The organism is Klebsiella sp. V115_8, from assembly GCF_029967715.1.
Lineage (GTDB): Bacteria > Pseudomonadota > Gammaproteobacteria > Enterobacterales > Enterobacteriaceae > Klebsiella > Klebsiella quasipneumoniae.
This window is the reverse complement of sequence record NZ_JASCAR010000043.1, coordinates 1-15299: the sequence shown is the minus strand read 5'-3', so window position 1 is coordinate 15299 and position 15299 is coordinate 1. Positions and strand designations below refer to the sequence as shown.

General features: G+C 55.4%; 12 protein-coding genes and 5 tRNA genes. 1 reads left to right on the top strand and 16 read right to left on the bottom strand.

All coding sequences use genetic code 11. From position 1 onward, the window contains the following. Positions 1 to 14: 14 nt before the first annotated feature. The 11 genes from QLG03_RS19605 to miaB form a co-directional block, all read right to left on the bottom strand. Positions 15 to 1793, bottom strand: a complete 1779-nt coding sequence (locus QLG03_RS19605; RefSeq protein ID WP_255988259.1) for a filamentous hemagglutinin N-terminal domain-containing protein — start codon at positions 1791 to 1793, stop codon at positions 15 to 17. Positions 1794 to 1856: 63 nt separating this feature from the next. Beyond that, complete coding sequence (locus QLG03_RS19600) at positions 1857 to 3527, bottom strand: ShlB/FhaC/HecB family hemolysin secretion/activation protein (RefSeq protein WP_023288840.1); 1671 nt, start codon at positions 3525 to 3527, stop codon at positions 1857 to 1859. 300 nt (positions 3528 to 3827) lie between these two features. Beyond that, on the bottom strand, positions 3828 to 4553 hold the full coding sequence (locus QLG03_RS19595) for an amino acid ABC transporter ATP-binding protein (protein ID WP_004885898.1): 726 nt from the start codon (positions 4551 to 4553) through the stop codon (positions 3828 to 3830). After that, positions 4553 to 5227 carry a glutamate/aspartate ABC transporter permease GltK gene (gene gltK / locus QLG03_RS19590; protein WP_002894707.1) on the bottom strand — a complete coding sequence of 225 codons (675 nt, stop codon included), beginning with the start codon at positions 5225 to 5227 and terminating at the stop codon, positions 4553 to 4555. The genes QLG03_RS19595 and gltK overlap by 1 nt, the downstream gene beginning before the upstream one ends. Continuing rightward, positions 5227 to 5967 carry an amino acid ABC transporter permease gene (locus QLG03_RS19585; protein WP_032455129.1) on the bottom strand — a complete coding sequence of 247 codons (741 nt, stop codon included), beginning with the start codon at positions 5965 to 5967 and terminating at the stop codon, positions 5227 to 5229. The genes gltK and QLG03_RS19585 overlap by 1 nt, the downstream gene beginning before the upstream one ends. A 164-nt stretch (positions 5968 to 6131) precedes the next feature. Then, positions 6132 to 7043 (bottom strand): amino acid ABC transporter substrate-binding protein, encoded by a 912-nt coding sequence (locus QLG03_RS19580; protein WP_023288842.1) that lies wholly within the window; start codon positions 7041 to 7043, stop codon positions 6132 to 6134. A gap of 356 nt (positions 7044 to 7399) precedes the next feature. Further along, on the bottom strand, positions 7400 to 8938 hold the full coding sequence (gene lnt / locus QLG03_RS19575; RefSeq protein WP_217259388.1) for an apolipoprotein N-acyltransferase: 1539 nt from the start codon (positions 8936 to 8938) through the stop codon (positions 7400 to 7402). Positions 8939 to 9066: 128 nt separating this feature from the next. Next, a complete protein-coding gene (corC, locus tag QLG03_RS19570; protein WP_004197606.1) occupies positions 9067 to 9945 on the bottom strand; it encodes a CNNM family magnesium/cobalt transport protein CorC in 879 nt (292 codons plus the stop codon). 145 nt (positions 9946 to 10090) lie between these two features. Next, a complete protein-coding gene (gene ybeY, locus QLG03_RS19565) occupies positions 10091 to 10564 on the bottom strand; it encodes an rRNA maturation RNase YbeY (protein WP_023288844.1) in 474 nt (157 codons plus the stop codon). Then, positions 10561 to 11607 carry a PhoH family protein gene (locus tag QLG03_RS19560; protein ID WP_004176871.1) on the bottom strand — a complete coding sequence of 349 codons (1047 nt, stop codon included), beginning with the start codon at positions 11605 to 11607 and terminating at the stop codon, positions 10561 to 10563. The genes ybeY and QLG03_RS19560 overlap by 4 nt, the downstream gene beginning before the upstream one ends. Positions 11608 to 11760: 153 nt before the next feature. Beyond that, a complete protein-coding gene (miaB, locus tag QLG03_RS19555; protein WP_004885906.1) occupies positions 11761 to 13185 on the bottom strand; it encodes a tRNA (N6-isopentenyl adenosine(37)-C2)-methylthiotransferase MiaB in 1425 nt (474 codons plus the stop codon). Positions 13186 to 13364: 179 nt separating this feature from the next. On the opposite strand from miaB, the gene ubiF reads away from it, so the two are divergent. Further along, the gene (gene ubiF, locus QLG03_RS19550; protein ID WP_101989802.1) at positions 13365 to 14540 is read left to right on the top strand and encodes a 3-demethoxyubiquinol 3-hydroxylase; all 1176 of its coding nucleotides are present in this window, start codon (positions 13365 to 13367) and stop codon (positions 14538 to 14540) included. 118 nt (positions 14541 to 14658) lie between these two features. Here the strand turns inward: ubiF and QLG03_RS19545 are convergent. The 5 genes from QLG03_RS19545 to QLG03_RS19525 form a co-directional block, all read right to left on the bottom strand. Next, positions 14659 to 14733 (bottom strand) — tRNA-Gln (locus QLG03_RS19545). A 76-nt stretch (positions 14734 to 14809) separates the two neighbouring features. Next, positions 14810 to 14884 (bottom strand) — tRNA-Gln (locus QLG03_RS19540). A gap of 47 nt (positions 14885 to 14931) precedes the next feature. After that, positions 14932 to 15008: transfer RNA gene (locus tag QLG03_RS19535), tRNA-Met, on the bottom strand. A 23-nt stretch (positions 15009 to 15031) separates the two neighbouring features. Continuing rightward, positions 15032 to 15106, bottom strand: a tRNA-Gln gene (locus QLG03_RS19530). 23 nt (positions 15107 to 15129) lie between these two features. Continuing rightward, a tRNA-Leu gene (locus tag QLG03_RS19525) sits at positions 15130 to 15214 on the bottom strand. Between the last annotated feature and the right edge of the window lie 85 nt (positions 15215 to 15299).

The window sequence follows — 15299 nt, the reverse complement described above, 5'->3', positions numbered from 1 at the left end:
CGCATCGCTTATTGTCAACGAATAGTATTTATTTCTGCCTGTTTATACTGCTGGCGACCACCCATGTCAGAGGCGTAGTTATGGTAAGAATTGACCACTAACTTATCAGCAGAAAGAGAACCTGCATTACAAATTGAAAGGTTCAGGAAACCGCAGCGGTAGCCACCATTTTTGACATACCGGGTGGTCATCGTCAGGGAACCATTCGCCTTAATCGTTTTATAGTTGGTGATGTCAGCGGTTTGTTGCGTATACAGAGTCATGTCCCCGCTACTCATCATTTGACCCTCATTAAGTATGCCGTTATTCGCGGTGATGTTGACAGCATTCCCGTCGATCGTTGCCCTGTTCCGCAGGTAATTACTCTCGATGCTCAGCGTGTCGCCGTAAATATAATAAGTATTATCGATCACATCGCCTTTAATCGACAGGGAATGTTGACCAACAATATTCCCCTCCTGATCCAGATTGCCGTTAGTCACTATGGATACATCGTTACCTTCAATGCGACCTTTGTTATATATCTTCCCCGAAGTGATGTTGTCATCCTTTTTAGCTTGCACGGTCAGGCTGGAGTTAGCCCGGATGTTGCCGGTGACGTTAAGCGTATTGCCGCTGAAAGCAATGTTTGTGACATCGCCCAGGATTGAGCCGCCGTTATCGATATTGACGGCGGACACGGCTAACTGGCCATCGGTGTCGATATAGGACCCATAGCGAGTAGTGAGATTGCCCCCGCTGGCTACGGATAGCATCTGAGTTCCCCTAAAAGTACCCGCGTTAACGAGATCGCCGCTAGCATTTACGCCAAGTGTTTTGCTGCTGGCAATAGTGCCTTCATTGTTTAATGTCCCCAAACTGGACAACGCCGTAGCGTAAGCGGTGCTATTAATGGTACCTTTATTTTTCATATCGCCTGCCGACACCATATTAGCGACAAGGCCGTCCGCGTTGATGGCGCCCTCATTAATCAGAGAACCATAGCTCGTCATCATAAGCATAGAGTTTGCGCTAATAACGCCTTTATTACGCACGCCGAGGCCTAAGGTATTCCCCACCATACTGATGCTATTGGCCTTGATACCGCCTAGATTGCTGATATCAATACTATATTCCGGTATGAGCATCTGCATGACCGTAGCCGTTTTCCCATGGTTTGCTATCTCTCCGGTAGCGTTATTATATGTGAAGTTACCCGCGCTGAGGGCGGTGCTGGCGGCGTTCAGGGTACCGTTAATCGCAATGGCATCCGCAAGCAAGATCGCATAGTTTGAGGAGGCGTTCATACCTTTATCGCCGATGGTGATTTTACCCTGCGTGACCGTATAGCTATCAATCGCGCCGGTGTCGCTCAATTTGACCTGGCCTGTCGTCAGCACTGCTTTGTTAGTATTAATAAAACTGCATCCGGAGCAGGAGATGCCGTTAGGGTTGGCGATAACGACATCGGCTTTTTGTCCGTTAACCTCGATAAAGCCCTGCAGGTTACTCATTTTATTGGAGGTCACTTCATTTAAAATGACGGAAGCGCTGCCGTTGGTCAGATTGTTATTCTTTGCGATATTACCGTGAGTGTCGTGATTAACGTCACTGGCACTATTGTTTAATATGGTGCCGTTAGGGCCGACGTTAAATTCGCGATATAAGTTATGTGAGACGCCAGCGGCGTTAGGGGCTTCGATATCAATAACATTTGCCCCTGATTTATGCGTATAGCTTGACGGATCGGCATAAACAACGGATGAACTTAGCGCTGCAGCCAGCGCAACATATGAAACCTTGAATTTAAACATGTAATTTATTCCTTTAAATATGAAAAAATGAATCAGTAAATTGCAGTAATGTGCTGATGAAAACTAATACCTCCACTGTAATGAAAAGCCCATATTCATGGCATCGCTATGAAAGTCGTCAGGTTTACTGATGGGCGTGCCGATAAAAAAGTCATATTGCGTAGACGCTATTTCTCCGCGGACGCCGCCGACTGCGCCAGAAAGACTTTTTCCTTGCCTGGCGCGCTCGCTACCAATGATCCGGCCGAAGTCAAGACCAAGATATACCTGCCGGTCGGGGGTGGGAATATTCCAGCTAAAATCATTGCGCCAGTACCAGCCTTGATTGGCCGAAAGCGTATTTTCACCATCAAAGCCGCGAACCGTCCAGCGATTGCCGATATTAAACTGGTTGTCCGAAGATAATCTATCCGGGCTGAACTGGGCATGGAAACGCGGCATCCAGCTAAACTTATCGCCGGTTGCGGCAAACTGCATTAAGGCCTGTATATCGGCGTGAACGATGCGCGAATGGCGGCTATATAAACCGGCTTTTTCCTCCGGCGTAGGCACGGAGCTGAGCCACGGCAGGCTGCGCTGAATACCTACGCTGGCGTCGACAATTTTATTGTTAAAATAGCGCTGGTGGCGCAGGGTAAATTCCCAGACAGGATTTTGTTTACGCATCACATGCAGCTCATCGCCGCCGAAAAAGTAGTGCGAACTGCTCTTTGCTATGCGCAGATCGGCGGTCGTTTTTTGTTGTCGGGTATGCGAAAGCAGGCGGCTAAGGGTCGCGCTGTAATAACGGTTTTTACTTTTGTAGTCGATGCTTGACCATCTTCCTTTAAACAGTTGGCGGTACTGGCTGTAGGAGCCGTACAGGCTCAATGACCAGTAACCAAAAGGCACGGAGTAGTAAAGGTTGCCGTTATGGTTGCCGTCGTTGTGCTGGTTGAATTCAACGTCGCCGCCTGCCGAGATGGAAAGAATATCGTTCAATGAAGATAAATCGTAAAGGTATAGCGCGCCGCCGCCCTGATAGCGACCGCTGGCGCGGCTGCCTGCGTCATCAAGCCAGGCGCCAACCTGCCACTGTTTATCCATTACCCGAGCGATTTCAATATCACTTTCGCCAATGTGTTCCCCGGGCCGCAGCTTCATATGGGCGCTGGCGCCAGGCAGCCGCTGCAGGTTAGCCATCCCTTGTTCAAGATCGCTGAGGCGCAGGATTTTACCGGTATGCGTGGGCATGGAGGTCCACAGGTTCGTCACGGCGCTCTTCGGCGCAAAATCAATATGCCCCGTTTTGCCATAAGTCAGCGTTATTTTGAGAATGCCCCCTTCTAGTGACTGAGAAGGGATATCGATCAGGGAAGTAATATACCCTTGCGTTATCAGTTCATTTTGTAAGGCGTTCGTCAGCAGGCGAATCCCTTCTATTCCGAGGCAATGGCCGGGCGCCTGGGCTGCGATCTTCCCGAGGAGGGCGGTGGTTTTTGCGTTGTCCTCGGAGGTAATATCAACTTTCGTGATATACCGACAGGTCGCTTCTTCGGGAAATATCAAGGTTTGCTTTTTCGTATGGGTACGAGAAGATTGGTATTGCTGCTGATGGGGCATTAATGCGCTTTCACGGGCTTTATCCTGTTCAACCTGGTTTACCGTTGCGGCCTCAATACCCGCCCAGGCGGTAAAGCAGGTGAGCAAATTTAAACACAAAATAATGGCCAGTCTGTTAGTGTTAGTCCGCATGAAGCAATATCCGTTTGTTTCATTGAGTAAGATTATAATTAATGGTTGTGCGCGGCATGAAATAGCCTGCGCGACGTATAGCAAGTCAATTGAAATATTATTTTCAAGAAATTTAAACTCACGGGGATTATTACAAGATGCCGTATGCTAACGATGACGTGGCGGTTAATCTATTCTACGGCCCCTGAATTCTTTGTGAAATTTTTACTTCACGTTGTGAAGCTGTCGCTTTGAGATGAAGCGATTGAAAAGGGGAGGGGCTGACAGGCGCGCACGGTGATATCGTGCGCGCCGCAGAAGTTAGTGCAGAATTTTGGCGAGGAAGTCTTTGGCGCGATCGGATTGTGGGTTAGCGAAGAACGCTTCTTTATCGGCGTCTTCGACAATCTTTCCTTCATCCATAAAGATCACCCGGTTGGCCACCTTGCGGGCGAAGCCCATTTCGTGGGTAACCACCATCATAGTCATCCCTTCGTTGGCTAGTTCCACCATGACGTCCAGTACCTCGTTGATCATCTCCGGGTCGAGCGCGGAGGTAGGTTCATCAAACAGCATGGCGATCGGGTCCATGCACAGCGCACGGGCGATGGCCACGCGCTGCTGCTGGCCGCCGGAGAGCTGCGCCGGGTATTTTTCCGCATGCGCCGCCAGGCCCACGCGCTCCAGCAGCTTGAGACCCTTCTTGCGCGATGACGCTTTGTCACGATTGAGCACCTTAACCTGCGCCAGCGTCAGGTTGTCGATAATCGACAGGTGCGGGAACAGTTCAAAATGCTGAAACACCATTCCGACATGCGAGCGCAGTTTGGCAAGATTGGTCTTTTTATCGTTAACCACGGTGCCATCGACGATAATCTGCCCCTGCTGCACCGGCTCAAGGCCGTTCACGGTTTTAATCAGTGTGGATTTACCGGAGCCTGACGGCCCGCAGACCACCACGACTTCGCCTTTTTTCACTTCCGTGGAGCAATCGGTCAGCACCTGAAAGTGACCATACCATTTTGAAACATTTTTCAGGGTAATCATTACACAGTCCTTTTCTTCAACCAGCTGACCAACAGCGAGGCGCTGAGGCTAATCACAAAATAGACGCCGCCCGCGAACAGGATCATTTCAACCTGGGTCCCGTCACGCTCGCCAATCGTCGAGGCGGTACGGAAGAAGTCGGCGAGGCTCAAAACATACACCAGCGAGGTATCCTGGAAGAGGACGATCCCCTGGGTTAACAGCAGCGGTACCATGGCGCGGAAGGCCTGCGGCAGGATCACCAGCCGCATCGACTGCCAGTGGGTCATTCCCAGCGCCAGCGCGGCGCTCGACTGGCCGCGGGAGATGCTCTGGATGCCGGCGCGGATAATCTCCGAGTAGTAGGCGGCTTCGAACATCGAAAACGCCACCATCGCCGAGATCAGGCGAATATCCGTTTTCGGCGACAATCCCAGCACGTTCTGCAGGAAGCCTGGGACAATCAGGTAGAACCACAGCAGAACCATCACCAGCGGGATAGAACGGAACACGTTAACGTAGGATTTAGCAAACCAGGCCAGCGGCAGAAAGCTGGACAGGCGCATTACCGCCAGTAGGGTGCCCCAGACGATACCGACCACGATGGCGATCACTGTGATCTTCAGGGTGATCACCAGCCCCGCCAGCAGGTAGGGCATGGAGGGAACGATCGAACTCCAGTCAAAATCGTACATTATTTGCCTCCCATATTGCCAGGCAGGCGAACCTTACGCTCGACCACATACATAATCAGCATAATCACCGCGTTGATGAAAACATAGGCCAGGGTGATGGCGGTAAAAGACTCCCAGGCATGAGCGGAGTAGTCCAGCAGTTTGCCCGCCTGCGCGGCCATATCGGCCAGACCGATGGTGGAGGCGATGGCCGAGTTTTTCACCAGGTTCATCATCTCCGAGGTCATCGGCGGCACGATAACGCGATAGGCGTTCGGCAGCAGCACGTAGCGGTAGGTTTGCGGCAGGGTCAACCCCATCGCCAGACCGGCGTTCTTTTGCCCGCGCGGCAGCGACTGGATCGCGGCGCGTACCTGCTCGCAGACGCGAGCGGCGGTAAACAGCCCCAGGCACAGCATGGAGGAGACAAAGAACTGAATGTTTGGGTCCAGCTCCGATTTAAACCACATGCCGATATTTTCCGGCAGGAATTCCGGCACCACCAGGTACCAGGTAAAGAACTGCACGATCAGCGGCACGTTGCGAAACAGTTCGACATAGCAGGTGCCAATCCCTGAGAGCAGACGATTGGGCACCGTGCGTAAAATACCGAACAGCGAGCCGACGAGAAAAGCGATGATCCAGGCCGAGATGGAGAGGGCGACGGTGATCTGAAAACCGCTCCACAGCCAGCCCAGGTAGGTAGTGTTGCCGAAGGGGGCCTGTTGCAGGAATATCCCCCAGTTCCAGTCTATTGACATACATGACTCCTGGAAAAAAAAGGGTAGCCATTGCTACCCTCGAAGACGGTTGTCCAGCTTGTTTCGGTATTCGCGGCGGCTGGGGAACGACCAGCCGCCGTATAGTCTGTCCGTGCTGTGACAATCATCGGGAGGGCAGGATATCCCGCCCCTGGTTGTTATAATTAGTTCAGTGCTTTGTCATTAGGTGATTTGAACAGCGCTTTCATGTCGTCCGACAGCTCGAAGTTCAGGTTAAGATTTTTTGGCGGAATCGGGTTTTTGAACCATTTATCGAACCACTTCGCCGCTTCGCCAGAGGTCTGGGCCTGGGCAACGGTTTCATCGACCAGCGCCTTGAAGGCCGGATCGTCCTTACGCAGCATGCAGCCATAGGCTTCTTTCGACTGCGCGGTGCCGACGATTTCCCAGTTATCCGGTTTCTTCGCCTTGGCGCGTTCGCCGGCCAGCAGAGCGTCATCCATCATAAAGGCCACCGCGCGTCCGCTCTCCAGGGTGCGGAAAGAGTCGCCATGATCTTTGGCGCTGATGATGCGCATATTCATTTTTTTCTCATCGTTCAGCTTATGCAGCAGGATCTCTGAGGTGGTCCCGGAGGTGACAACGACCGCCTTATCCTTCAGGTCCGGGAAATCTTTGATCGGGCCGCCTTTCTTCACCAGCAGACGAGTGCCGACGACGAAGATAGTATCGGAGAAGGCCGCCTGTTTCTGGCGCTCGAGGTTGTTGGTGGTTGAGCCGCACTCGAAATCAAAGGTGCCATTCTGCAGCAGCGGGATACGATTCTGCGAGGTAACCGGGATCAGTTTGACCTGCAGATCGGGTTTGTTCAGCTTCTTCTTGATGGCATCGACGATGGCGTTGGAGTAGTCCTGAGAGTAACCCACAACCTTCTGTTGGTTATCGTAGTAAGAGAAAGGGACGGAAGATTCGCGATGGCCGACAACGATAACGCCATTTTTCGCGATCTTATCCAGAGTGCTCTGGCCAGCCGCCGGGGCAGCATCTTCCGCCTGCGCCAGACCAGCGGTCATTCCCATTACCAGCATTGCCGTGGCCAGTTTACGTAATTGCATATCCAACTCCTTATCCGCAGCGTCACCGACGCTATTGATACCCATTGTGATTGTGTGTGTTGTTATTGGGGGCACGCATCCACGTGCCGCATTTGTATGTGTTTGTTAGCATTTAGTTTGGCTTAATGTAAAGATTTTGCTGTTTTATTGTTTATTTTTGCGAAGCGCTCCGCACCAATCGGAGGCAAATATCTTCCATTGCACCAAAATAGCGCGACCGCCGATCGTTTATGGTGCAACCCGGTTGCACTGGGCCAGAGGACGGCGCTACCCGATTAAATAAAGCAATGACTGTGCCAGGGTGGCAAATGACGGGAAGAAAAAAAAGCCGACGACGGGCGTCGCCGGCAGAGCATTTATCGGCGACGCTGACGCAGGCTCATCAGCAGCGCGCCGAAGCCGAGCAGCGCCGTCAGCGCCCACAGCGGCCAGTTGCCAGTGCGGGCGTAAGGGGTCAAGCCGCTGGTGGGCGTCACGGTGGTGGTCAACACCTCGCGGGTAAACTGCGGGATCATCTTCTGAATCTCGCCGCGCGGGCCGATGACGGCGGTAATGCCGTTGTTGGTGCTGCGCAGCAGCGGGCGGGCCAGCTCCAGGGCGCGCATCCGCGCCATCTGGAAGTGTTGCCACGGGCCGATGGACTTGCCGAACCAGGCGTCGTTGGAGATGGTCAGCAGGAAGTCGGTGTCCGGACGGAAGTTATCCCGCACCTGTTCCCCGAGGATGATCTCGTAGCAGATGGCCGCGGTCAGCTTGAGGTTATGCGCCATCAGCTGCGGCTGCACGTAGGGACCGCGGCTGAAGGAGGACATCGGCAGGTCGAAGAATGGCGCCAGCGGACGCAGAATCGACTCCAGCGGTACAAACTCGCCGAACGGCACCAGATGGTTCTTGTTGTAGCGGTTGGTCGAGTCGTAGCGGTACGGGTTATCTTTGCCGAGGGTAATGATGGTGTTGTAGGTGTCGTAGCGGTTCTGCTTATTGAGACGCGCGTCGACGATGCCGGTGATCAGTGAGCTGTCTTTTGCGCGCAGCAGATCGTCCATCATGCTGAGGAACTGCTGCTGGTTGATCTCGAGATCCGGGATCGCCGATTCGGGCCAGATAATCAGCTGCGAGTGGCCGATATGCGGCTGGGTCAGCGTCAGATAGGTTTTCAGAGTGTTAACCAGCTGCTTCTCGTCCCACTTCATGGCCTGCGGGATATCGCCTTGCACCAGCGAGACCTGCGTCGCACGCGCCGGCAGCAGCTGATACCACTGGATATAGCGCAGCGGGAACGGCAGGGCGAACAGCAGCGCGGCAATGACCAGCGACTTCCCGTTGCGCTGTACGAGGGCCAGGGCCAGCAGGCCGCTTACCATCATCAGCAGGAAGTTGATCGCCTCGACGCCCATCACCGGCGCCAGGCCTTTCAGCGGGCCGTCAATCTGGCTGTAGCCGAACTGCAGCCACGGAAAACCGGTCAGCACCCAGCCGCGCAGGAACTCGGTGATCTGCCAGACGACGGGAGCGGCGATCGCCACCCGCAGCCAGCTGGTTTTGGGCCACAGACGGGCGAGCAGGCCGGCAAACAGGCCGGTGTAGAGCGAGAGATAGGCCGCCAGCAGCACGACGAGGAAGACGTTAACCGGGCCCGGCATACCGCCAAACTGCGCGATGCTGACATAGACCCAGTTGATACCCGTGCCGAACAGGCCGAGCCCCCAGAAATAGCCGATGCCGGCGCTTTGCAGCGGGCGGCGGTTGAGGGTTAACGCCTGCAGACCGACCAGCGAAATAATCGCCGCGGGCCAGAAGTCATAAGGTGAAAAAGCCAGCGTTCCGCTGGCTCCGAATAGCAGCGCCAGCAGCAGACGTACGCGCTGACGTTCAAGAAGAGAGGCAAATACCATTTAGGCTAATCGTCCCGTTAATTAACGCCTGTTGCCACAGGCTATGCTGTTTGCCAGCCGGGGGAGGGGACAACCGGGGATCGCCCACGGTCTGTCTCCCGGCTGGCCGTGACCTTCAGCGCCGCCGCTTACTCTTCCAGCTTCGGCTGAGGAGCGTCATCCGGCAGCTTAACATGCACCTGAATGATACGACGACTATCTGCCATTGCTACCTTGAATTGGTAACCATCAATGTCGATAGATTCGCCGCGAGCCGGCAGGTGGCCAAAGGCCTGCATTACCAGTCCGCCAATGGTATCCACTTCTTCATCGCTGAAGTGCGTATCGAAGGCGTCATTGAAGTCTTCGATGGAGGCCAGAGCGCGCACCGTCCAGGTATGGCGGCTCAGCTGGCGGAAATCGATATCTTCTTCTTCGTCGTATTCGTCTTCAATTTCCCCGACGATGAGCTCAAGGATATCCTCGATGGTCACCAGACCGGAGACGCCGCCGAATTCGTCAATAACGATCGCCATATGGTAGCGCTGTGAGCGAAACTCTTTCAGCATGCGGTCGACCCGCTTGCTTTCCGGAACGACAACCGCCGGCCGTAACACTTTTTCCATGCTGAAAGCTTCGGCGTCGCTGCGCATAAACGGCAGCAGATCCTTGGCCATCAGAATCCCTTCGATGTGATCTTTATCTTCACTGATGACCGGGAAGCGCGAGTGGGCGGATTCGATGATGACATCAAGGCACTCGTCCAGCGTCTGATTGCGTTTCAGGGTAATCATTTGTGAACGGGGGATCATAATGTCGCGGACCCGCTGGTCGGCGATATCCATTACCCCTTCGAGCATGTCACGGGTATCTTCATCGATAAGGTCGTTCTGCCCGGAATCACGGATCAGCGCCAGCAGTTCATCGCGGTTTTTCGGTTCCCCGTGAAAGAGCTGGCTGAGTAACAGGGAGAAAAATCCCTTTTTGCTGTTTACTGTGTCACTACTGTGTGAATTGTCGTCGCTCATGGCGTCGTTTGGGTTCTCATGTTGATTTAATGTCGCTCGTCGCGCGTACACTCAGCGCCGGACGGCATGGGTTGCCTGAGGTTCAGGCGGGTAAATGCATGAACAGCGGCCGGATGAGGCGCAAGCGCCGCCATCCGGCAGGGGGCTATTCAGCAATCTTCTCGGAAATGTACGGGTCCTCATAGCCCAGAGCAAGCATTATCTCTGTTTCGAGGGCTTCCATCTCTTCCGCTTCGTCATCTTCGATGTGATCGTAACCCAGCAGATGGAGGCTGCCGTGAACCACCATATGCGCCCAGTGCGCCTCCAGCGGCTTCCCTTGCTCGCTGGCTTCCTGCTCCACCACCTGACGGCAAATGATCAGATCGCCGAGCAGCGGCATTTCAATCCCCGGCGGCGCTTCAAACGGGAAAGAGAGGACGTTGGTCGGTTTATCCTTGCCGCGATAGGTCAGGTTCAGCTCATGGCTTTCTGCAACGTCGACCAGACGAATCGTTAACTCTGACTCCTCCTGAAACGGCGGAATGACGGCGTCGACCCATCGTTGAAAAAGGGCTTCGTCCGGCAGGCCGCTGGTCTCTTCGCAGGCCAGCTGTAAATCGAGGATCACCTGACTCATTTTTGCTCCTGTTCCTGGGCTTCGCGTTTGCGCTCGGCGGCCAGTTCTGCTTTACGTTTCTGGTCTGCGGCTTCCCATGCCTCATAGGCGTTCACGATGCGGGCGACCACCGGATGGCGGACCACGTCTTCGCTATGGAAGAAGTTAAAGCTGATCTCATCCACTTCCGCCAGCACTTCGATGGCGTGGCGCAGACCGGATTTGGTGCTGCGCGGCAGGTCAATCTGCGTGATGTCGCCGGTGATCACCGCCTTGGAGTTAAAGCCGATGCGGGTCAGGAACATCTTCATCTGCTCGATGGTGGTGTTCTGGCTTTCATCAAGAATGATAAAGGCGTCATTCAGCGTCCGTCCGCGCATATAGGCCAGCGGAGCCACTTCGATGACGTTACGCTCAATCAGCTTTTCCACCTTCTCAAAGCCGAGCATCTCGAACAGCGCGTCGTACAGCGGGCGCAGATACGGGTCGACCTTCTGGCTCAGATCGCCGGGCAGGAAGCCGAGCTTTTCGCCCGCCTCGACGGCCGGACGGGTCAGCAGAATGCGGCGGATCTCCTGGCGCTCCAGCGCATCGACCGCCGCCGCCACCGCCAGATAGGTTTTCCCGGTACCTGCCGGACCCACGCCGAAGGTGATGTCGTGATCGAGGATATTGGCGATGTACTGCGCCTGGTTCGGCGTACGCGGTTTGATCACCCCGCGCTTGGTCTTGATATTGACGGCTTTTCCGTACTCCGGCACGCTCTCGGCGCTCTGCTCCAGCACGCGCGCCTCTTTGATCGCCAGATGGATCTGCTCTGGTTCAATATCCTGAATCTGACCGCGCATCGGCGCCGTGTCGACATACAGGCTGCGCAGAATATCGGCGGCGGCGTGCACGCATAGGGCGCGTCCGGTCAGTTTAAAGTGATTGTCACGGCGGTTGATCTCAATGCCTAACCGACGTTCCAGCTGTTTGATGTTGTCGTCAAACGGGCCGCACAGGGCTAACAGGCGTGCGTTATCCGCTGGCTCCAGGGTAATTTCACGAGTGTCTATGTTCAAACTGTTCCTCTTTACGCAGGTGGCCGGACGCGGCGCGTGGCCGGCTAATCAGGAAATTATTTACGTCACAGGAGAATGGCGCAAGCATTGCTGTAGATATAGGGACGGAGAGAGGAATTACAAGGCCTGCCGGAACCGACAGGCCTGAAGGGATCACGGCTGATAGATACCTACGCCAAGATCGTTCTCTTTACGGGTGCGGGCAATCACTGATTCAGGTGATTCAGCGATACGCAGACCCATCTCCGCTTCGGTGCGCACGATTTTGCCGCGCAGCGAGTTGGTGTAAACATCGACAATTTCGACATCCACAAACTTGCCGACGAGGTCCGGGGTGCCTTCAAAGTTGACCACCCGGTTGTTCTCCGTACGTCCGGAAAGCTCCATGATGTTCTTGCGCGACGTGCCTTCCACCAGGATGCGCTGTACCGTGCCGAGCATGCGACGGCTCCAGGCCATCGCCTGCTGGTTGATGCGCTCCTGCAGAATATACAGACGTTGTTTCTTATCGGCATCCGGCACGTCGTCAACCATATCGGCCGCCGGGGTGCCCGGGCGGGCGGAGAAGATAAAGCTGTAGCTCATATCGAAATTGACGTCGGCGATAAGCTTCATTGTCTTTTCGAAATCTTCCGTAGTTTCGCCGGGGAAGCCGACGATAAAGTCGGAGCTTATCTGAATATCCGGACGCGCTTCACGCAGCTTGCGAATAATCGCTTTATACTCCAGCGCGGTATGGGTGCGTCCCATCAGGTTCAGCACGCGGTCGGAGCCGCTCTGCACCGGCAGGTGCAGGAAGCTCACCAGCTCCGGCGTATCGCGATAGACGTCGATGATATCGTCGGTAAATTCGATCGGGTGGCTGGTGGTGAAGCGAATGCGGTCGATGCCGTCGATAGCGGCCACCAGGCGCAGCAGGTCGGCAAAGCTGCCGGTAGTGCCGTCGTAGTTCTCGCCGCGCCAGGCGTTCACGTTCTGGCCCAGCAGGTTGACTTCACGCACGCCCTGCGCCGCCAGTTGGGCGATTTCAAACAGGATATCGTCGCACGGGCGGCTGACTTCTTCTCCGCGGGTGTAGGGCACCACGCAGTAGGTGCAGTATTTGTTGCAGCCTTCCATAATCGAGACAAAGGCGGTCGGGCCTTCGGCGCGCGGTTCTGGCAGGCGATCGAATTTTTCAATTTCCGGGAAGCTGATATCAACCACCGGGCTGCGGTTGCCGCGCACGGAGTTAATCATCTCCGGCAGGCGGTGCAGGGTTTGCGGCCCGAAAATAATATCGACATAGTGCGCGCGCTGACGAATATGGTCGCCTTCCTGGGAAGCCACGCAGCCGCCAACGCCAATAATCAGGTCCGGGTTCTTCTCTTTCAGCAGCTTCCAGCGGCCAAGCTGATGGAAAACTTTTTCCTGGGCCTTCTCACGAATTGAGCAGGTATTGAGCAACAGCACATCTGCTTCTTCCGCCACTTCGGTCAGTTGATACCCATGTGTCGCATCCAGCAGATCGGCCATCTTTGATGAATCATACTCGTTCATCTGACAGCCCCAGGTTTTAATATGGAGTTTTTTTGTCATTGACTTGCTCATGCTCAGTAATAGATATCCAAAACGCGGGGATATATACAGGGTGAATTTCGCATTCCAGGGCGCGTATTGTAATGCTTTGGTCGCCCCCTGACCAGTGCGAGCGTTATCACCGCAAGAGGGCGAAAAATCCGGTAAACTTAACGGATTCTGCTTTAAGGATAATAGCCATGACAATTCACGCAACAGATGTCGCCATCGTGGGCGGCGGCATGGTCGGCGGCGCCCTGGCGTTGGGGCTGGCGCAACAGGGATTTACCGTGACGGTGCTTGAGAAAACGGCGCCTCCGGCTTTCGATCCGGCATCCGCTCCGGATGTGCGGATCTCGGCGATCAGCGCGGCCTCGGTCGGCCTGCTGAAAAGCCTTGGCGTCTGGGATGCCGTGCGGGCGATGCGCGTCCACGCTTACCGTCGTCTGGAGACCTGGGAGTGGGAGAGCGCCCACGTCGCCTTTGACGCCGCCGAGCTTAAGCTGCCGGAGCTGGGCTATATGGTCGAGAACAAGGTCCTGCAGTGGGGCCTGTGGCAAGCGCTGACGGCGCACGAAGGGGTTACCCTGCGTGTTGGCGGCGAACTGGAGGCGATGCAGCGCGGCGAGGCGGAGACGGCGTTGCGTTTACGCGACGGGGAGACGATCCACGCCCGGCTGGTTATCGGCGCCGACGGCGCCAGCTCTCAGGTGCGGGAGATGGCCGGCATCGGCGTGCATGCCTGGCAATATCAGCAATCCTGTATGCTCATTAGCGTCAAATGCGCCGACGATCCCGGCGACAGCACCTGGCAGCAGTTTACCCCCAGCGGACCGCGCGCTTTCCTGCCGCTGTTCGACAACTGGGCCTCGCTGGTGTGGTATGACGCCCCGGCGCGGATCCGTCAGCTGCAGGGTATGTCCATGCCCCAGCTCCAGCAGGAGATCGCCCGCCATTTCCCGGCGCGTCTCGGGCGGGTGACGCCGCAGGCGGCCGGCGCCTTCCCGCTCACCCGGCGTCATGCGCTGCAGTATGTTCAGCCTGGTCTGGCGCTGGTGGGCGATGCGGCGCACACCATTCATCCGCTGGCGGGGCAGGGGGTTAACCTTGGCTATCGTGATGTCGACGCCCTGCTGGAGGTCCTGACGCAAGCGCGCGGCCGCGGCGAAGAGTGGGCCAGCCTGCCGGTGCTCAAGCGCTACCAGGGGCGGCGGCGGGCGGATAATTTTATTATGCAGTCGGGGATGGATCTGTTTTACGCCGGATTCAGCAATGACCTGGCGCCGGTGCGGATGCTGCGCAATATTGGCCTGATGGCGGCCGAACGCGCCGGGGTGCTGAAGCGTCAGGCGCTGAAGTATGCGTTAGGCTTGTAAACCGGCGTCGCGGGCAGGGGCGTCGTGGAAAGCGCCTGCCCGGCAGTCAGTGATGCGCCAGGATGGCAAAACGCCAATAACAAAAAAGCCCACCGAGGTGGGCTTTTTTGCATTGAAGTGGCTGGGGTACGAGGATTCGAACCTCGGAATGCCGGAATCAGAATCCGGTGCCTTACCGCTTGGCGATACCCCAATTGTCTGTTGCATTTAACCGTCACTACCCCGGTTTTAGCGCAACAGTGCGTTCATTGCTGAACGACTTTTTAATTTGGCTGGGGTACGAGGATTCGAACCTCGGAATGCCGGAATCAGAATCCGGTGCCTTACCGCTTGGCGATACCCCAACAAATTGTTTGCGGATTTATCGATGTGTATCGATACGTCCCGAATATGGTGGCTACGACGGGATTCGAACCTGTGACCCCATCATTATGAGTGATGTGCTCTAACCAGCTGAGCTACGTAGCCAAATTGTCTTACTGTTTCTTCGATGGCTGGGGTACCTGGATTCGAACCAGGGAATGCCGGTATCAAAAACCGGTGCCTTACCGCTTGGCGATACCCCATCCGTACAACGCTGACTGGTGAATGGTGCGGGAGGCGAGACTTGAACTCGCACACCTTGCGGCGCCAGAACCTAAATCTGGTGCGTCTACCAATTTCGCCACTCCCGCAAAAAAAGATGGTGGCTACGACGGGATTCGAACCTGTGACCCCATCATTATGAGTGATGTGCTCTAACCAGCTGAGCTACGTAGC